This is a genomic window from Paenibacillus sp. SN-8-1 (assembly GCF_050995535.1).
In the GTDB taxonomy this organism is placed as follows: Bacteria; Bacillota; Bacilli; order Paenibacillales; family Paenibacillaceae; genus Fontibacillus.
On sequence record NZ_CP194782.1, the window covers coordinates 419,058 to 436,248 of the forward strand.

10 protein-coding genes and 1 riboswitch are annotated in these 17,191 nt (G+C 51.3%); of the genes, 6 read left to right on the forward strand and 4 right to left on the reverse strand.

Going from position 1 to position 17,191, the window contains the following annotated elements:
- Window positions 1-36 precede the first annotated feature (36 nt).
- The 4 genes from ACRRNK_RS02100 (at window position 37) to ACRRNK_RS02115 (ending at window position 7,917) form a co-directional block, all read left to right on the forward strand.
- Complete coding sequence (locus tag ACRRNK_RS02100) at window positions 37-684, forward strand: beta-mannanase (RefSeq protein ID WP_433945178.1); 648 nt, start codon at window positions 37-39, stop codon at window positions 682-684.
- Between the two features lie 25 nt (window positions 685-709).
- Window positions 710-1,969: a TRAFAC clade GTPase domain-containing protein gene (locus ACRRNK_RS02105; RefSeq protein WP_433945179.1), complete on the forward strand. Its 1,260-nt coding sequence runs from the start codon at window positions 710-712 to the stop codon at window positions 1,967-1,969.
- Window positions 1,969-5,055: a glycosyltransferase gene (locus tag ACRRNK_RS02110; RefSeq protein ID WP_433945180.1), complete on the forward strand. Its 3,087-nt coding sequence runs from the start codon at window positions 1,969-1,971 to the stop codon at window positions 5,053-5,055. The genes ACRRNK_RS02105 and ACRRNK_RS02110 overlap by 1 nt, the downstream gene beginning before the upstream one ends.
- A 1,195-nt stretch (window positions 5,056-6,250) precedes the next feature.
- Window positions 6,251-6,350: riboswitch (purine riboswitch) on the forward strand.
- A gap of 127 nt (window positions 6,351-6,477) precedes the next feature.
- Window positions 6,478-7,917, forward strand: a complete 1,440-nt coding sequence (locus tag ACRRNK_RS02115; protein WP_433945181.1) for an NAD(P)/FAD-dependent oxidoreductase — start codon at window positions 6,478-6,480, stop codon at window positions 7,915-7,917.
- A 431-nt stretch (window positions 7,918-8,348) separates the two neighbouring features.
- On the opposite strand, the gene ACRRNK_RS02120 is transcribed toward ACRRNK_RS02115, so the two are convergent.
- Genes ACRRNK_RS02120 through ACRRNK_RS02135 form a run of 4 tightly spaced genes read right to left on the reverse strand, consistent with a single transcriptional unit; the run spans window position 8,349 to window position 12,886 of the window.
- A complete protein-coding gene (locus ACRRNK_RS02120) occupies window positions 8,349-9,356 on the reverse strand; it encodes an asparaginase (RefSeq protein WP_433945182.1) in 1,008 nt (335 codons plus the stop codon).
- A gap of 2 nt (window positions 9,357-9,358) precedes the next feature.
- On the reverse strand, window positions 9,359-10,435 hold the full coding sequence (locus ACRRNK_RS02125) for a glutamate ligase domain-containing protein (protein WP_433945183.1): 1,077 nt from the start codon (window positions 10,433-10,435) through the stop codon (window positions 9,359-9,361).
- Window positions 10,351-12,075 (reverse strand): cyanophycin synthetase family protein, encoded by a 1,725-nt coding sequence (locus ACRRNK_RS02130; protein ID WP_433945184.1) that lies wholly within the window; start codon window positions 12,073-12,075, stop codon window positions 10,351-10,353. The genes ACRRNK_RS02125 and ACRRNK_RS02130 overlap by 85 nt, the downstream gene beginning before the upstream one ends.
- Entirely contained in the window at window positions 12,062-12,886 is an 825-nt protein-coding gene (locus ACRRNK_RS02135) for a cyanophycinase (protein ID WP_433945185.1), read from the reverse strand. The genes ACRRNK_RS02130 and ACRRNK_RS02135 overlap by 14 nt, the downstream gene beginning before the upstream one ends.
- 188 nt (window positions 12,887-13,074) lie before the next feature.
- On the opposite strand from ACRRNK_RS02135, the gene ACRRNK_RS02140 reads away from it, so the two are divergent.
- Both ACRRNK_RS02140 and ACRRNK_RS02145 read left to right on the forward strand, forming a co-directional pair.
- Window positions 13,075-16,239, forward strand: a complete 3,165-nt coding sequence (locus tag ACRRNK_RS02140) for an OmpL47-type beta-barrel domain-containing protein (RefSeq protein WP_433945186.1) — start codon at window positions 13,075-13,077, stop codon at window positions 16,237-16,239.
- Between the two features lie 661 nt (window positions 16,240-16,900).
- Complete coding sequence (locus ACRRNK_RS02145; protein WP_433945187.1) at window positions 16,901-17,125, forward strand: plantaricin C family lantibiotic; 225 nt, start codon at window positions 16,901-16,903, stop codon at window positions 17,123-17,125.
- Window positions 17,126-17,191: the final 66 nt, after the last annotated feature.

Genomic DNA, 17,191 nt, shown 5'->3' on the forward strand with positions numbered 1-17,191 from the left:
CAAGACAGAAGGCAAGAGCCACAGGAGGCGAAGAGCATGCGGTTTATCGATGGGGATGAACCATCCGCCCCGGTAATCACCGAACTGACCCACCGGGTTGATGAAGACAGGTGCACCCTGCGCTGGCGCTGGCCTGAAGGTCTTCAGTCCGTCTATATTCACAAGACACCCGTGGGGTCTGACGCAGGACTTTCCGAAGAGCTTCCGCCGCTAAGCGCACTACGGCTGTACACTCGCGACGAGTACAAGGCCAACAATGGTTACCATGACCGGATCCAGGAGATCGGTCAGCTTGAATATACGGTTTTTGCCGGATGGTCCGAGCAGGGAGAAGCTGTCTTGGTCAGACAGCGTGAAGGCAATAACCGGACTATAGCCAGCACGGGCAAGGCAAGAATCTACTATTCGGTCCGCGAGAAGAGCGGGCTGTTCAGCAAATACAAGACGGTACAAATTACGGTGACTTCCGAGGTCCCGATTGCTAAGGATGTGCTCTGTTATGTGAAGAAGCAGGGCGGCTACCCGGCCAGCAAGGAGGATGGAACGGTCTACCCGTTCGTCACTGCGTTTGCCGCAGGCAGAAATGTACTGCCTGTTATTGAAGTCGGCAAGCAGGATCATGTCCGGCTGTTCTTCACGGATGGACCCAGATACGGCCATACGTATGTACTGATTCCGGAATAACAGGCATGGAAGGAGGAACGAAGCTATGAGTTTTTTCAATATGTTCAAAAAGAAACCCCAGCCGGCTCCGCGCCCGCTCTACTACGATATCGTCTGCCCTTACTGCTTTAGTAAATTTTCGCCGGAGGAAGTGGTGTTCCGGGCGGCCCATCACCGGGAGGATGATGAGGATTACGCCCTTGGCGAGGATTACGAGCTGAACAAATACCGCGAGCGATTCGGGCTGGATACGGTCTATGATATTGAAGCGATTCTGCACCCCCGGGATATCCACGAGGAGCACCACATGTATTCGGACAATGTGCTGATTGGCCTCAGCGACCGGTACGGCGTGGTCACCCGCCGCAGGCTCTGCCCGAGGTGCCATAACGAGCTGCCGGTGACGGCAGGGAAGGTGCCAAGCAATATTATCTCGATTATCGGAGCCTCGCAGGCAGGTAAATCCGTGTATATGACCTCGCTCATTCATACGCTCCAGCATGAGACCGCCGATCACTTTGGCGCGGCTTGTATGCCGCTGAATGCCGAGATCAGCCGGAAGTTCCGCTCCTCCTATGAGGAGCCGCTGTTCGAGCGGGGAGACCTGCTCGCTTCCACGCAGAAGGAGAAGATGCAGGAGCCGTTTATTTTCCAATTCGTATTTAAGGATGAGTCCAAGCCGCCGCTGACGCTGGTGTTCTTCGATGTGGCGGGCGAGGGCATGGTGGATCAGGATTACCTCGGTCTGCACGGCCAGCATATCAAGAATTCCGCTGGCATTCTGTTCATGGTCGACCCCCTCCAGATCCGCTCAATCCGCGAGAAGATTCGCATCAAGCATGGCGACAAGCCGGGCGAGTGGGTGTCACAGTATGACGAACCGCGCGATGTGGTGCTGACTTTATTCGGGGATTTTATCGCCTATGAGGATAAAGGGAAGACCGACATTCCAACAGCAGTCGTGCTGACAAAAAGTGATATGCTGCATGCCCTGGCGGATGAGGAAGGCGAGTATATCAAGAAGAACAGCAATATCTTCAACAATGCCGTCCACCGCCGGACGCTGAATTTGACGGAGTTCGAGAACATTGACGGTGAGGTTCGCCACTTGATCGAGAAGGTCGATCGTCCATTCAAAGGGACGATGGATGTGTATTTCAAAGACACCGCCTATTTCGCGGTATCCGCACTGGGCAGCAACCCTGTCGACCAGAAGCTGCAGGGGGTCGTCAGCCCGATCCGGGTCGATGAGCCGTTCATCTGGCTCCTGTACAAGCTGAATTACATCGAGGGGAGTGAAGCGTAGTGAATCCCTTCGCTCCGATCCAGCAGCAGATCTATACACGCGCACGGCGCGGGATCTTTCGTCAGACCGAAGGATTCGACACGGTCGCAAGGTCTGCGGGTCTTGAGACGTCTTTTATCAAAAAGGTGCTGCATCCATTCTGTGTCTACGATGCACCCGCAGAGCTTACCTCACGCGGTGAGAAGGATAGCTCGGCTTATCCCGGCGCTATTCACCTGTTCCACGCGGAGAATGGGGACACGGTACTGGGCCGCAGCATCTATCAATCTGCCGATTTTACGGGTCTGCGCAGCGCCTTCTTCAGTCATAATTATGTCATTCCTTTTTCCAGATCAGAGGAGCTTGTCCAGAACTATTCATCCTATCTCCATGCCGATTTCTTAGAACGTTATGATATTGAGCAGGGCGAGCAGGTTCCTGCCTTGGACCAGATCCCTGTCGACCAAGCAGCCTTAAAAGCTGGCAGGGTGAACCCTGTACAGCTGCTGGAGGAGCTGCGCATCCCGGAGGCTATGTTCAAACAGCTGTTATCCGCGGTCATGTCCTCGGCAGTCAGTGGGCGCAAAGTCTATGTAGCGCTGGACGTTCCGGCTTCCTATGTATCGGATGCGGCAGTCCCCCTGCTTGAGCTGCTGTATGCGGTCCTCCCGCATACGTATCGCAGGAAGCTCGGCTTCCTTACGTATGCCAAAGAGCCGCAGAGCCGGAAGGGTATCCATATTTCTTTTGTTGAACGCGGCAGTCTGCGTCATGGGGACCGTAGTATCGAGAAGGACTATACCTTTGATCTCGCCTCTGGGCGGGTGACAAATATGGAGCTGGACTGGGCGAAGCAGCCGTATCTGGATCTGGTCTGGTCCCGGATTGGAAGGCTGGATCAGCTGGAGGATTTCCACCGGTTCGCGGATATTATGCTGAAGGATATGGGTTCTGAGAAGGCGCTGTCGATCTCCGCCTATCATGAGCTCAGTGTGCTGTACCAGATTGAAGGGGGCGATGAAGCCCTCTATGAAAAACATAAAATTGCCGCCCTCAGCGGGATGCTGGAGTATCTGCGCCCAGCCGGTGCGCTCCCGGCCAAGGAGCGTCTGAATGATCTGTTCCTGGCACGGTTTGATCGGGAATTTGATCATGTCAAATCCGGTAAGATTCCTGATCCCGCGGTGGCAGAATGCATCAAGGATTATTACCGGATCGATCCGAGGAGCAATGAACGTAAGATTGTGGAGTATTTCATTCGGGCGGCGGTCAACGCTATCAAGGATAAGACCGCATTTGCGAGAATCTATGCCCTAATCGAGAATCACCCTTCTCTGCGCAAAGCCTACTTCGACCAAGTGCTGAAGGATGATCAGCTGTCAGCGCTTCTTCTCGAGCCCTACCTTCAGGGCAGGCTCCAAGCTGCCGAAAGGGCCCGCGAAGTGGTGAGTTTTGTACAGGAATGGGACCGGCTTTATCCGGGGATATGGGATAGGCCTGCTCTGAAGGAACTCGCCCGGTCGGAGATGACTGGGAAGCTTAAGGCAGAACAGGATCTTGTTGCGGCCGTAAATGAGGTGCTTCTCATGCTCGGCGCGCACCGGGAGCTGTCCGAAGAGAGAGGCCAGTACGATGAATGGCAGGAGCAGAAGAGACAGTTGAAGATGAGGCAGCAAGGGGGAGAGCATGCGGCCTCGGGAAGACAGGATAGTGACCCCTGGAGTATGCTGTCCAAGCCTGCGAGGGGGCTGGCCCAAGAAGGCTTGGGATCCAGGGAGTCCCGCAAGTCGCAGGAAGCCAAAGGCCTGTTCGGCCTTGGAGGAACGGGGATCTATGCCGTCCTTGCTGAGACGGCCCGGCGTGTGCTGCTGATCGAGCTGGATCTGGATAAACTCACCAAAGAGAAGCTCTTGAGCCTGAACTGGGTGGTGGATACAGGCAGGGATTATGGCTCGCAGCGCCTCGATGGGCGTCTAAGATCCAAGCTGGCTAAGCTGCAATCCTTATATGCCTGGTTCAGTGAGGTTGAACCGGATGTGCCTGTGTTCGACGGATTAAAGCCAGCCGAGATGGATGAGGTCCAGCAGGTTGGCCGTAGATGGCTGAGGGATGAAGTGAAGGCTGAACGGTTCGACCGGCTTACCTTGGCGTACTACCGGGGAGGAGCTGACGACTCCCTGGATTATGCCCCGCTGGTAGATGCACTGCGGAATTATGCTGGGAGCCCGGGTACGGTGTACCGGTTCTTCCACTGGTCGGCAGGGCAGCCGTTGTATTTGCGGGGAAGCAAGCTTGCTCCGGCTTATGAGGCCGCCATCCTGGCGTATTTCCGGAGGCATGACCGGGATGCGTTCAAGAAGCGGGCCAACTGGAAAGAGCACTTCGATAAGGCAGGTAGGGCGCTGAAGCCGGTATATGAGAAAGCAAGGCAGGAGCTGGCCTCTCCTTTGGCGAGAATGTTCGGCAGAGGCAGGAAGCCGATCCTGTTCAGTGTAATAATCCTGCTGCTTCTCGCTGCAGGAACCTTAGGTATACTCCAGCTGTCAGGTGCCTTCGATAAGAAGGAGCCTGTGGCTGTAGTTCCTCCGGCCGCGGACAAGCCGGATGTAACAGAGCCGGAGCCTACTGTCCCAATCCCAGACCGGGCCGTTTATACCGAACAGGTTAAGGACAAAAGCGGCAAGGATGTTACAAGACTGGTGTTTCTATTTAAGACGAGCTCGGAGTGCAAGGCTTTCAATCCCAAGTTGGTTACTGTAACCACGCCAGGGACCGAGGCGAAGAGTCAGGACTTGAAGATCTCCAATCTGACTCACGATTGCGCCAGCGGAAATGCTGATACGTCAGCCGGGGGGAGTGGCGGTTCATCCTCGCGGGATGGAACCTCAAGCGCCGGGACCCAAGCGGGTGGATCATCTGCGAAGACAGATACACAGAGCGCGGGTGCTTCGTCGGAGGGGAATGCATCTGTTAATCCGGACGCTTACCCTAACAGGGTGACGGCAACGCTTGGCAAAGCGTACAGCATTCCGGAAGGCAGCGAGATTAACGCTGCCAGTCTGGCTTTTGTACGAATCAGCAAGTCTGCAACTGATCGGGAGCAGTAATCGCAGCGCGTTAAAGGTCTAAATCCATACAGGGTTTGTCATTGCTCCTTGTAATCCGTTCAAATAATAAATTACACGAAGGAGACCGTTCATTGTGAACGGTCTCCTTCGTTAATTTATATTAAAAGAATAATGGGAATGTAAGAATGAGTAATAAGCTTAAAATTAAAGAAATAATCGCCCAAATATTTTTAGTTTGCATATTCCTGCTTCTTACAAACAAAAATGATGATATCAAAAACGCTACTATCCAATAATACATAAGAATAACTCCGAATCCGGGAAAGTCGATAACATTATAATGTACTGAAATCCCAACTATAACAGAAACTAGTGACAGAATAATTAGAACCTTTTCAATAATAAAAGATTTATTTCTCAAAAAATCACCCTCATTTTTAATCCATTTTTAAATTCACCAACCTACTATCTAATTAATTTTAAAAAGGTATATTTTTACACATACCCATATTTCTGGGATTCAAGCATGCATTTACTTTTGTTTCACCATATTCACTTTGTTAATAAAATAATCTGCTCTTGCTGCCTTGGTTTGTAGCTTATGAAATTAGTTTCTTTTCAGTACATAGCTTATTTTACGTACTGAAAAAACCGTCTCCTGAATTAAGACGGGAATTAAGGTTTAAGCAATTTAATCTTAATAAATCTAAACAAAAAATTGATAAGTATCGGAAGAGAAAGAAAAACCAAAGCAAATATTTTAACATCCCACTCCTTAATTGTACCCGAAAAAATTACATAGCCTATCGCTCCATAAATTGAAACCCTAACGATCAGCCCTAACAAATTTCTCATTGAATATAAAAAGCTGGTAACGACCACAACAATTAAAAAGTCCTGTAAATTATTATTCAATAAAAATCCTCCCTTCAGAACGATCCTACAACATAATTTATCCCTAATTATAACAGTAATTACTAAATAACCCCATATAATACAAAAAAAAGTTGTTGCTCCTCAGGTGCGGTACAGCAAGTTACAGATAGGTCTTCTTGATGAAACGAGTCTTTTTATAATCACCAATCAATCGTTCGTGTTTATCGGATTAACAATCAAACTTGGCCTCTGCTGAATAAAGTAAATGCAATAAATACGAACATTATCTAAATATATTGTTGACACATTCGTATTTGTTCGTTATGATTCTACATGTCATCTGACTTTGGTGGCACTTACAACATTAAATTAGACCATTCGTATATCCTCAATAATATGGGTTGAGGGTTTCTACAAGGGACCATAAATTCCTGGCTACGAATAGGGTGCCGCTGCATACCTATTCACATATATGGATTGAACTACAGAGCGTGGTGCTCATTAGTCCATGACATATCGCCAGGAATTTTTTTGCGTCTTGATCAGGAGACTCATAACACTAAACCGTATACTTCAGGAGGAACTATGAGTAAATATGATGTAATTGTCGTTGGTGCCGGTCCGGCAGGGATATTCGCATGTTATGAACTGAGCCTCAAGGCACCGCATTGGAAGGTGCTGCTGGTAGACAAGGGTCATGATATCTATAAGCGGCGCTGTCCGATCCTCGAAGAGAAGATCAAGCTGTGTCCACCAGCTGCCGGCAAGAAGGAATTCGCAGGCTGTCTGCCTGCCTGCTCTATAACTGCAGGCTTCGGGGGAGCAGGCGCATATAGTGATGGAAAGTTCAACATTACCACTGAGTTTGGCGGATGGATGACCGATTATATTGCTCCATCCAAGGTACTTGAACTAATTAAATATGTAGACAGCATCAATCTGGGGCACGGTGCTACAACGAACGTGACCGATCCGATGACGGATGTGATTAAGGGGATTGAGCAGCGCGGCTATGCCGCCGGACTCAAGCTGCTGCGGGCACAGGTAAGGCATCTGGGTACGGAGCAGAATCTGGAGATTCTGAAGTCCATTTATGAGTATTTGAGAACACGTATTGATATGTCTTTCAAGACCGAAGTTGAAGATATTATTACGACCAAAAATGAAGCAGGCGAGCTGCGTATTGGTGGAATTACTCTAAGGGGCGGCGAGACTCATGAAGCCGACCTGGTTATGATTGCTCCGGGCCGCGATGGATCAGCCTGGCTCACCGAGATTTTGAAGAAACGCCGCCTCAAAATGTATAACAATCAGGTCGATGTAGGGGTTCGTGTAGAGACGTCTGACGTGGTCATGAGAGAGATTAACGAACACTTGTATGAAGGCAAGTTCATCTATAACACGTCGGTGGGTACGCAGGTCCGGACGTTCTGCAGCAATCCTTCAGGTCACGTGGTGGTCGAGAACCATAGCGGCGTAATGGCCGCCAACGGCCATTCCTACAAAGACCCGGCATTGGGTTCTTCCAATACCAACTTTGCACTGCTTGTATCACATAAATTCACGGAGCCCTTCGACAAGCCAAATGAATATGCACGGGAAATCTGTCAGCGGGCGAACGACTTGTCGAACGGAGGCGTTATTGTACAAAAGTACGGTGACATTATTCGCGGACGCCGCTCCACCGAGAGTCGAATCTCGGAAGGATTTCTTGAGCCGACCTTGAAAGAAGCGGTACCGGGCGATCTTGGCCTTGTGCTTCCGTATAATACAATGAAGAGTCTGATTGAAATGGTCGAAGCGCTGGATAAAGTAACACCTGGTATCGCCTCGGAGCACACCCTGTTCTATGGGGTAGAAGCCAAATTCTACTCTGCCCGTCCGAAGCTGGACGCTGCGCTTGAGACCGAGATCAAAGGTCTGTACTGCGGCGGAGACGGCGCGGGAATTACTCGCGGGCTGGCCCAGGCTGGGGCGGCAGGAGTCTGGATTGCACGAGGTATGATGGAGAAGGTCGGAATATAGAATATATCTAGAATAGTATATAGAGTATAAGAGAGCACTGCCTTACAGCTGCGTGATGCAGCGGGGCTGTGCTTTTTTCTTATGGATTACATGCTGGGTGCAAGGTCTGAATGTACTTCGGGCGCGAAGACTACAGAGTCTGCCCGTCATTTTACCCCAGGGGATACAAAAAGGAACCTTCAATACTGTGTAAAGTGAACACAGTATCGAAGGTTCCTATTCCAGTTGTGTCAAACAGAGCTGCCGAGACAGTACTGCTGAATTGGATGAGCCTTATCTAATTCTCACTAATCGAGAATTTATTCGTTCAGAATGTACTCGAATCTGTACAGACCCAAACAGATTAAGTCAGATCAAACGCAGATTTTAATTCAAATTAACTTAGTTGATCTGATTAGAACATTATAAACTCGCCCAATTCTTTTCTTTCATTAGGCCTGCTGAAGGGTAAATACCGGCTCGATTCGGCCAACAGCTTCCCCAAGATGATTTTTAATGACCGGAGTTCGGTAGGCTTCGAGCTGGCCCAGCTCTTCCGAAGACAGAACTCCAAGCTGGCGCAGCACTTCAAGTGCCGCGGGATAAGCCGCGCGGCTGTTGCCGTCATCAATCTTCAGTGCAATGCCGATGCCTTTGCCAAGGAGCGCTGTACAGTGTACCCCCTCAGCTCCAACCTTGGTGATCACCTTGCCGCCAAGGACCCGGATAACCTCGGTGTCATACTCATCGGTCCCGCTAATCATCTCCGGGTGCGATATCATAGCACCAGTAATCCGGCGGATCGCTGAGGCTGTTCCCGAAGGAAGCCCCGAGAGGTCTGCAAGCTTGGCATAGGCGGCGGCCAGCTTGTCCAGCGGAAGCATAACCGTGGGTATCCCGCATCCATCAACAGCCCACTTGAGCTCATGATCATCTGTTCCGGCCAGCTGCTTCAGCATGTCCTTCACCTGAGCCTGAACAGGATGGTCTGGTTCACGATAGTGATGCGGGTCACTGCCCAGATGCTTCGCCAGGGCCAGCAGGCCGGCATGATTGCCCGAGCAGTTGTTGTGAACAGGGGAGTAATGTCCCCCGCTCCGAAGCAGCTCCTCATAAGCGGGCTTGTAATATGGAGGATGGGCTCCGCAGGTGAGAGCCTCCTCGGTGAAGCCCAGCTTATTCAGCACACTGAGGACGGCTTCGGTATGCATGCTCTCTCCATTATGCGAGCCACAGCAGACAGCGAGTTCCTTGTCATTCAGTCCATAACGGTCAGCAGCCCCGGATTCCACGAGCGGAATCGCCTGTATCGGCTTGAACGCGGAACGGGAGAATGCAGGTCTGAAGGGCTCACCTATGTGATACATCCGCTTTCCATCCGGGCCTACTACGACTATGGAGCCGCTGTGCATGCTTTCAATCTGATCTCCACGTGTAACTTTAACCAGTATCTCTCCCATGATTAGACCCCCCGCTTGGTTGGAGAGTAGGTACTCTCCCCATGAACGGGACGGAACCGCTGATTCTTATTCCGGAATCTGGGGGATGTTCTAACCTTTCCGCCTGAGGGCTGCCGGCTAATCCCCGACAGGAATTGCTCCACATGATCGAAATTATCATGTAGGAGAAGCAGAAGATCGCCGGGCTGGGTTAACTGCCAAGCCGCATGATAGGCTTCCTTCTCATCCAGGACGATATGGACATCCGCCGGGTCAAGTCCGCTCTTCAGTGCCGAATCCTTCAGCAGCTGCGCGGCCTCCATCGGTTCTCTGCCTCGAAGGTTCTCATCCTCCTTAACTACAAAGAGATCGGAATGCGAGGCGATAATCGAGCCCATCTCACGGATAGCCTCATCTGGACGGTCACCTGCTGCGGAAGCGGCGGTAATCAGACGGTTCATGCGCATCTGTGACAAAGTATCGTAAATGGCACGAACTCCCGCCGGATTATGGGCATAATCCGCAATGATGCAGCGATCTGCGATACGGGTAAGATTGAAGCGGCCGCGGTTCTGCTTCATATCCGGGAAGAAGGTGATAATGCTGCTGCGCAGCTCCGTGATGGACTTCCCAAGCGAATGAGCTGCCGCCAAGGCAGCCAGAGCATTGGCAATATTATGGCGGGCGAATCCGTTAATGGTTATTGGGATATCCCGGATCGGAAGGAATCTCCATGTATGTCCCTCTGAGGCGCATACGATCCAATCATGATCGGCGTACCATGCGGTTCCGCCCCGCTTGACCGCCTGCTGAACAACAGGATTGTTGGCTTGCAAAGAGAAGTAGACAATTTGCCCATCGGTATATTCCGCCATAGCAACACAGCCCTCATCATCTGCATTAAGTATGCAGGTTCCCTCAGGCAGTACGACTTCAGGAATAAGCCGCTTCACCTTGCGCAGATCGTCCAGCGTCTCAATGCCATCAAGTCCGAGATGGTCCTCTGTAACATTCGTTACGATCCCGACATCACAGTACCGGAAGGCCAGGCCTTCACGCAGAATTCCGCCGCGGGCGGTCTCAAGGACGGCCAGATCCACCTCAGGATCAGATAGCCCTTTCGGGCGCTTCCGGGGCCACTGCAATCTCCGGTATCAATGCAGGTATCGTCAATCCAGACACCATCTGAATGGGTGAGACCGATTCGGCGGTTCTCCTGCTTAAGCAGGTGGGCTGTTAGGCGTGCCGTTGTCGTCTTCCCGTTGGTGCCGGTCACCGCCACAATAGGAATGGCCGATTCCTCCCGTGTAGGAAAGAGGTAGTCGACGATAGCACCGCCGGCATCCCGGCTGACTCCTTCGGATGGATACAGGTGCATACGGATGCCCGGAGCGGCATTTACCTCCAAGATAACCGCTGCTCCTTCCTGATAGGGAACGGAGACATCCGGACTGATGATGTCGATCCCGGCAATATCCAGTCCAATAGTCTGAGCGGCAAGCACTGCCAGATGAGTGTATGACGGATGAACCTGATCGGTCACATCGATAGCCGATCCTCCTGTGGATAGATTAGCATTGCCTATAACCCGAATGACTTCGCCATTAGCGGGGATTTCATCCAGGCTGCGTTCCCGCTTCGCAAGGCAGCATTCAGCAAGCTCCATAGGAATTTTGCTCATCGGTTTCTCGTGATCTTCCCCGCGGAGCGGGTTCTCGTTCTCGGCTTCAATCAGCTGGCGGATGGTCAGCACTCCGTCCCCGATAACGCTGGGCGGCAGGCGCAGACTGGCGGCAACGAGCTTTCCATCCACGATAAGCATCCGGTAATCTTCTCCGGCATAATAACGTTCGATAATAAACTCTGAGTACCCGCTATGCTCCTGGGTCACATAATCATAGGCCGCCTCCAGATGCTCGAGGTTCTGCAGGTTGGTGACAACCCCTTTACCTTGTCTACCGTCTACGGGCTTGATCACAACCGGGTAGCCGATCTGTTCTCCGGCCATCTTAAGCTCTTCACGCTTCTCAATCACGATACCGCTTGGAACGGGCAGCCTTGCGCCTTCAAGGAGACTCTTCGTCATTTCTTTATCACACGCATTCTCCACAGCTAAATAAGAAGTCTGACTGGATACGGTTGCTTGAACCGACTTCTGTTTTCTTCCCGTGCCAAGGCGCAGGAAGCTGTCTTTGCCCACGCGTTCTACAGGAATCTTGCGGGCGAGAGCTGCTTGATAGATCGATTCTGTGCTCGGGCCCAGCTTATTGTCGTAATACAGCTCTGCGGTTCGAGCGATGAGCGGTTCAGCATCTATATGCTTATTGCCGCTTAGAATCCCTTCAACAATTTGCATTGCAGAGTGAAAGGCATGTATACCGGATTCCTTCTCTCTATAATCATAGGTGACATAGTAGATGCCCGGACGAGTCTCGCTGGTAATGGTCTTGCCCCGCTTCACCTGGATACCCGCCAGGTACTGAATCTCAAGAGCAATATGCTCCAGAATATGCCCCATCCAAGTACCTTCCTCCAGACGTTCCACAAATCCGCCGGCATAGCCCTTGGAGCATGTATGCGTTTTCAAACTTGGGATAATAGATAGCAGCTGTTCTGTGAAGCCCGGAATCAGATTGGAAGGCTTATGTTCAAGATCCTCAAGATCAAGTTCAATCCAGATTGTCGGTTTGAAGCTGTGGAGGTTGGGACCTGAGAGAAATTTGATTTTATTGATCTTCATGATGTTCTCCTCCTGGAGCTTTGATAAGCTCACGTGTAATCAAGTCAAAGGTATAACCTCTAGCCAGAGAGTGAAGTCTTACACCCGATATGGTGATATCGTGATTGTCGCCATGTGAGGTGGTATCCACAAAGGTCAGCTTCTTGCCATCAAATAGAGTGACGGAGTGTTCACCCAGTACCTCGAATAGCCTGCCTTCTTCCTTGACCCAAATCGCGGTATTCTCGTCAATGCCGATCCCCATGATTTGCGGGTTGTGGGCAATCGCATTCATCAGCCTTCCGAATCTGGCACGCTGGGAGAAATGCTGGTCAATAATGGCGTCATCCATAAAGTCGAATCCCGCACCCATCTCCACAATGGTCTCATCCTCGATGTCTACCGAAGACATAATCATATGGCGGCTCATGACCGAGGCCCCCGCACTGGTTCCGGCAATAATGAAATCCTCATTCAGCCATAGCTCCTTCAGTGCCGTATAGAACATGGTTCCTCCAAGAATACTTGTCAGTCTAACCTGGTCTCCACCTGTGATGAATAAGGCATTACAACTTTGGAGCTGCTTGATTTTCTTGGGGTCCTCAGCCTTCTCGCGGGTATCTATATGAAAAAGTATCGTTTCAGATGAACCCAATTTTTCAAAAATGGAACGATACGTCTCCCCGAGTTCTTCCGGATATTCAGTAGCTGTTGTAAGGATGCCGATGTGGCCATTCTTTTCCCGGGAAATATCGACAAACTTCCTCAGAATTTCACGGTCATTCTCCTTATCCTCATTACCGCCAATGATCAATAGATCTCCCTTGGACATCCAGTACACCAACCTTTATATGATAGTAATAATCGCTCAGCATAATCTTCATTACCCCCGGTCAATTTTAAATGAACCAAATCTGTCATTTCATGTCTAGTTTACAAAGATAGCCCCTTCACATCTTAGTTATCTATTACAATAGAGTAGTTTCGTATTTTCCATATTAAGGGAGGAATTAATAACGTATGAGCACGACATGGAGACAGAGGCTGCTGGGGACGATCTTGGCCGGGACACTTGCTTTGGGTGGCTTGACTGGTCTGCTGCCGCAGACCGTAAGCGCAGAGCAGATAGCTGGCAGTAGTGTTCAACAGGCGCAGCAGTTGCAAGAGGCCGGGCAGAGCCAGCAAGCAGAGGAGGCATTACTGCCCCAACTGAACCAACAGGCACAGCAGGCCCAACCGGTTCAACGATCCAATCAAAAGCAGCTTATACAGCAGGAACAACAGACCTCACGGACTCAGCAGACCGCACAGACCCAGCAGACTCAAGAGGTACAAACCCCGCAGCAGGCATTGGCATCCTCCGCTGCGCTCCCGAATGGCCAAGGCAAGAAGGTGCTGTTCGATAACGCACATGCCCAGACAGCCGGGGCGGCAGATTGGGTGATTGACGGGGCATTCTCCGATTTCGCGAATGGGCTTAAGAATGACGGATTCACCGTAGACTCTCTGGAACGGCAAATTCCTTATACTTTTGGGGAACAGGCAGTGACCTATGATAAATTGAAGAATTATGATGTTTTCGTAATTGGGGAGGCGAATATTCCTTACAAAAAGTCTGAGCAGGATGCCTTGATCCAGTTCGTGCGCGGGGGCGGGGGTGTATTCTTCATCGCCGATCATTATAACGCGGACCGGAATAAGAACCGCTGGGATTCCTCCGAGGTGTTCAACGGCTACCGCCGCGGCGCGTGGGATAATCCGGCCAAAGGCATGAGTGCCGAAGAAGCAGCTTCACCTGCGATGCAGGGGCTTGCCAGCTCCGACTGGCTGGCAGATAATTTCGGGCTCCGCTTCCGCTACAATGCGCTGGGTGATGTTAATGCCAACGATATTGTAAGTTCCGAGCAGTCGTTCGGGATTACAGCCGGAGTCAGCAGTGTCGCGGTCCATGCAGGTTCCACGCTTGCGATCCTTGATCCGCAGAGGGCAAAGGGCCTGGTCTATGTGCCAACCGGCGTTCCCGCTTGGGGGAATGCGGTAGACAGCGGCGTATATAACGGGGGCGGACGTGCTGAGGGACCTTTTGCGGCAATCTCGAAGTTGGGTCTTGGCAAGGCCGCATTCATCGGGGACTCCTCGCCGGTAGAGGATGCCACGCCGAAGTACGTACGCGAAGAGAATGGCAAATCCAAGACTACTTATGATGGATTCAAAGAAGTGAATGACGCGGCTTTCCTTATTCAAACCGTGGAATGGCTGGCGAATAAGGAAAGTTACACCCGCCTGAGCGAGGTGCCGGGCCTTACGCTCGATTCACCGACAGCATTGCTGCCATCCGAGCAGCCGGCGAACTCGGTAGAACCGCAGGCTGAACCGTGGGCGGCTCCGGAAGCAGGCTACAAATGGTATGATCCGACAACCTTTAAGCCGGGCTCGTATGGATCAAGCAAGCTTCCCGATGCCAAGCCGGTCTACGGATTCGTCAAGCAGCAGCAGCTGCCAAGTGAGCAGGAGTTCCAGATTCGTCTCACTGCGGATGGTTTGACTCCAGGACAGACGCTGTCTGATCTGAAGGTAGGGATCTATCTTGCCGGAGGCACGCAGATTGCCAGATTCAAGAGTGGGGATGGAACCTGGTCCGATTATGGATACAGCCCAGCGTTCAGCGTGACGGCGAATGCGGCCGGACATGCCGCTGCGGACCTTACCGTACAGCTGAAGCCAGGCTCCTCCGGTGCAGCGAGTCTTAGACTTAAGCAGGGCAGCAGCAATGTAATTACAGAGAGTGTTACGATTGCGAATGTTCCGGCCGAGCCGCTACCTACGGATGGACCGGCCGTGCCGGCGGTGACATCGATTGCGGCCGCAAGACAGGCGGCTGACGGTACCGCGGTTACCGTTCAGGGCACAATTACGACAGAGCCCGGCCTATTCGGCGGCCAGGGGTTCTATCTGCAGGACAACAGCGCCGGTATTTACGTATTTCAAAATGCGGCCGGATACCATGCCGGTGATCAGATCATGATCAGCGCGGCCAAGATGACCTATAATGGCGAGATCGAACTGGAAAGTCCGGTCAAAATCGAGAAGAAGGGGACTGCCGATTTGCCGGCTCCGGTCATCCAGTCCTCCCTGACGGACAGCAGCCAAGGACAGCGGGTGACTCTACAGAACGTAAGCATTCAGAATTATAAGACGGCCGCCCCGGCCGGATCATTCGAGTTCGATGCAGTTCCAGCGTCCGGTGATGCGGCCGCCACACACGTGCGTGTGGACGGCAGAACCGGGGTGGACGCTGCGGTATTTCAGCAGCGTTATCCAGCGGGAACCACGGTGAATATTACAGGCATTGCTTCTATATTCAAGGGTACTTATCAGCTGAAAGCCATCTCCGAAGCTGATGTTCAGCTGGCAGATACGGCTGCGCCTGTGACTCAAGTTGAGGTGGACGGCAAGATTGGTGAAGCCGAGTACAATGTAAAGGCTGTAACGCTGACGTTCTCGGCAACCGATGAAGGTACTGGAGTCGCACGCAGTGAATACCGCGTTAACAACGGAGATTGGATGGCTGCTTCCTCGCCTGTAACCCTATCGGATGAGGGGAGATTTGTAGTGGAATACCGCTCTGTCGACAAGGCGGGGAATATGGAGGCGCCCCAGACAATTGTGGTCCGTATCGATACGCAGGGCCCAGTCATTGCCCTCCCGGCTGGGGCCAAGTTCTATCAGACCGATGCAGCCCTTCCTGCGGTAAAGGTAGAAGACATCGGTAGTTCAGTGAAGAAGACGGTGTATACCCTGGATGGCAGAGCGATTGAAAGCACTGGCGCCGTTGCTATCTGGACCCTAAGCCTTGGCAAGCATACGCTGAAGGTGACGGCAACCGATGCGGCAGGCAACAGCACATCAGCTCTTTTTACCCTAGAAGAGACGATGGACATCGAGCATTTGGATGAGCTGGTGAGTCTGGGTGAAGCCAAGCAGTGGATCACGAAGCCAGCCGAAGTGAAGAAGCTTCAGAGCACGGTCTCGGCCATTCAATCGGCAAAAAGCAAGCAGGAGCAGCTTGTTCGGCTTACGGCACTCGGTACACAGGTGGCCGCTCAGACAGGCAAGTCCATTACGATCCCTTACTCAGCCATGTTCCTGGCCGATTTGATCTATATTGGCAAGCAGGCTATTTAGATAAGAGATACTCCAGGAGGCGGCTCCCGAATTAAGTAGATTAGAGCATAGAGGGAGATTTTTCTCCAAGAACTAAGTAAAAGTGGCAGGTAAGGGGATCCCCGGCCTGCCACTTTTGCTGTTCGGCAACTATGGCTGAGTGGCAGGCTTGGTGGGAAGCTAGTAGAACTGAACCATGAGTGAAGGGCTATCTTCAAATGGGGCAATCCAATCCTCTTCTGTAATTGATCAACTGAAAGTCCTGCTCTGCTGGAATAGAGCTGCTTCATTCTTCTGCGCGAACGCTATTCCTTAATTGTAATGCCGGACGGCGTGGGATAAGGCCTGTAAACGGTTTGGGATGCTTTTTAATTTACACAGCAAGCAAAACGAATGTTTCTGGTACTTACGTACCAAAATTTACCATATTTAGCGAGCAAGCAGATGCTGGCGAATGAATTAAGGGCAATCCCGCGCGGGGCGCGGGTGTGTCTAGATTTATGTGCAATATGTAAATTAGGACATAAGCTGCAAGATAGGGTTTTTAAAAATGGAATTTAAATGGAAACTGGGACGATGTAAGCATTTACATAGATTTATTCTATAAGCTAGTATGGCCTTAAGATACGAATTAGAAAAATTTGTATCTAAAAAACAATGAAAGCAGGGATTATTTATGAAAATGGCCATGCTTAAAAACCCGGTTCTGAGAAACAAAGTTGGGTATGAAGGTGAGAATCCTTCAGGTAACGTACTGGAAGAAATCAAGGATCATGACGTTGTAGGTGCGATTAGCTGGGGAACTGTTCTGACTTCCTTGGCATGTCTGGGCGCGAGCTATGCTCTGGGTGACAAAGGTCAAGTATGTACGGCTACTGTGGAGTGCATCAATAACTGCCGGAAATAATCATTAATCTTACTTACGTATAAGTCGTTGGCATAGGGCAGTGAACTGCTGAACTGCCTTATGCCA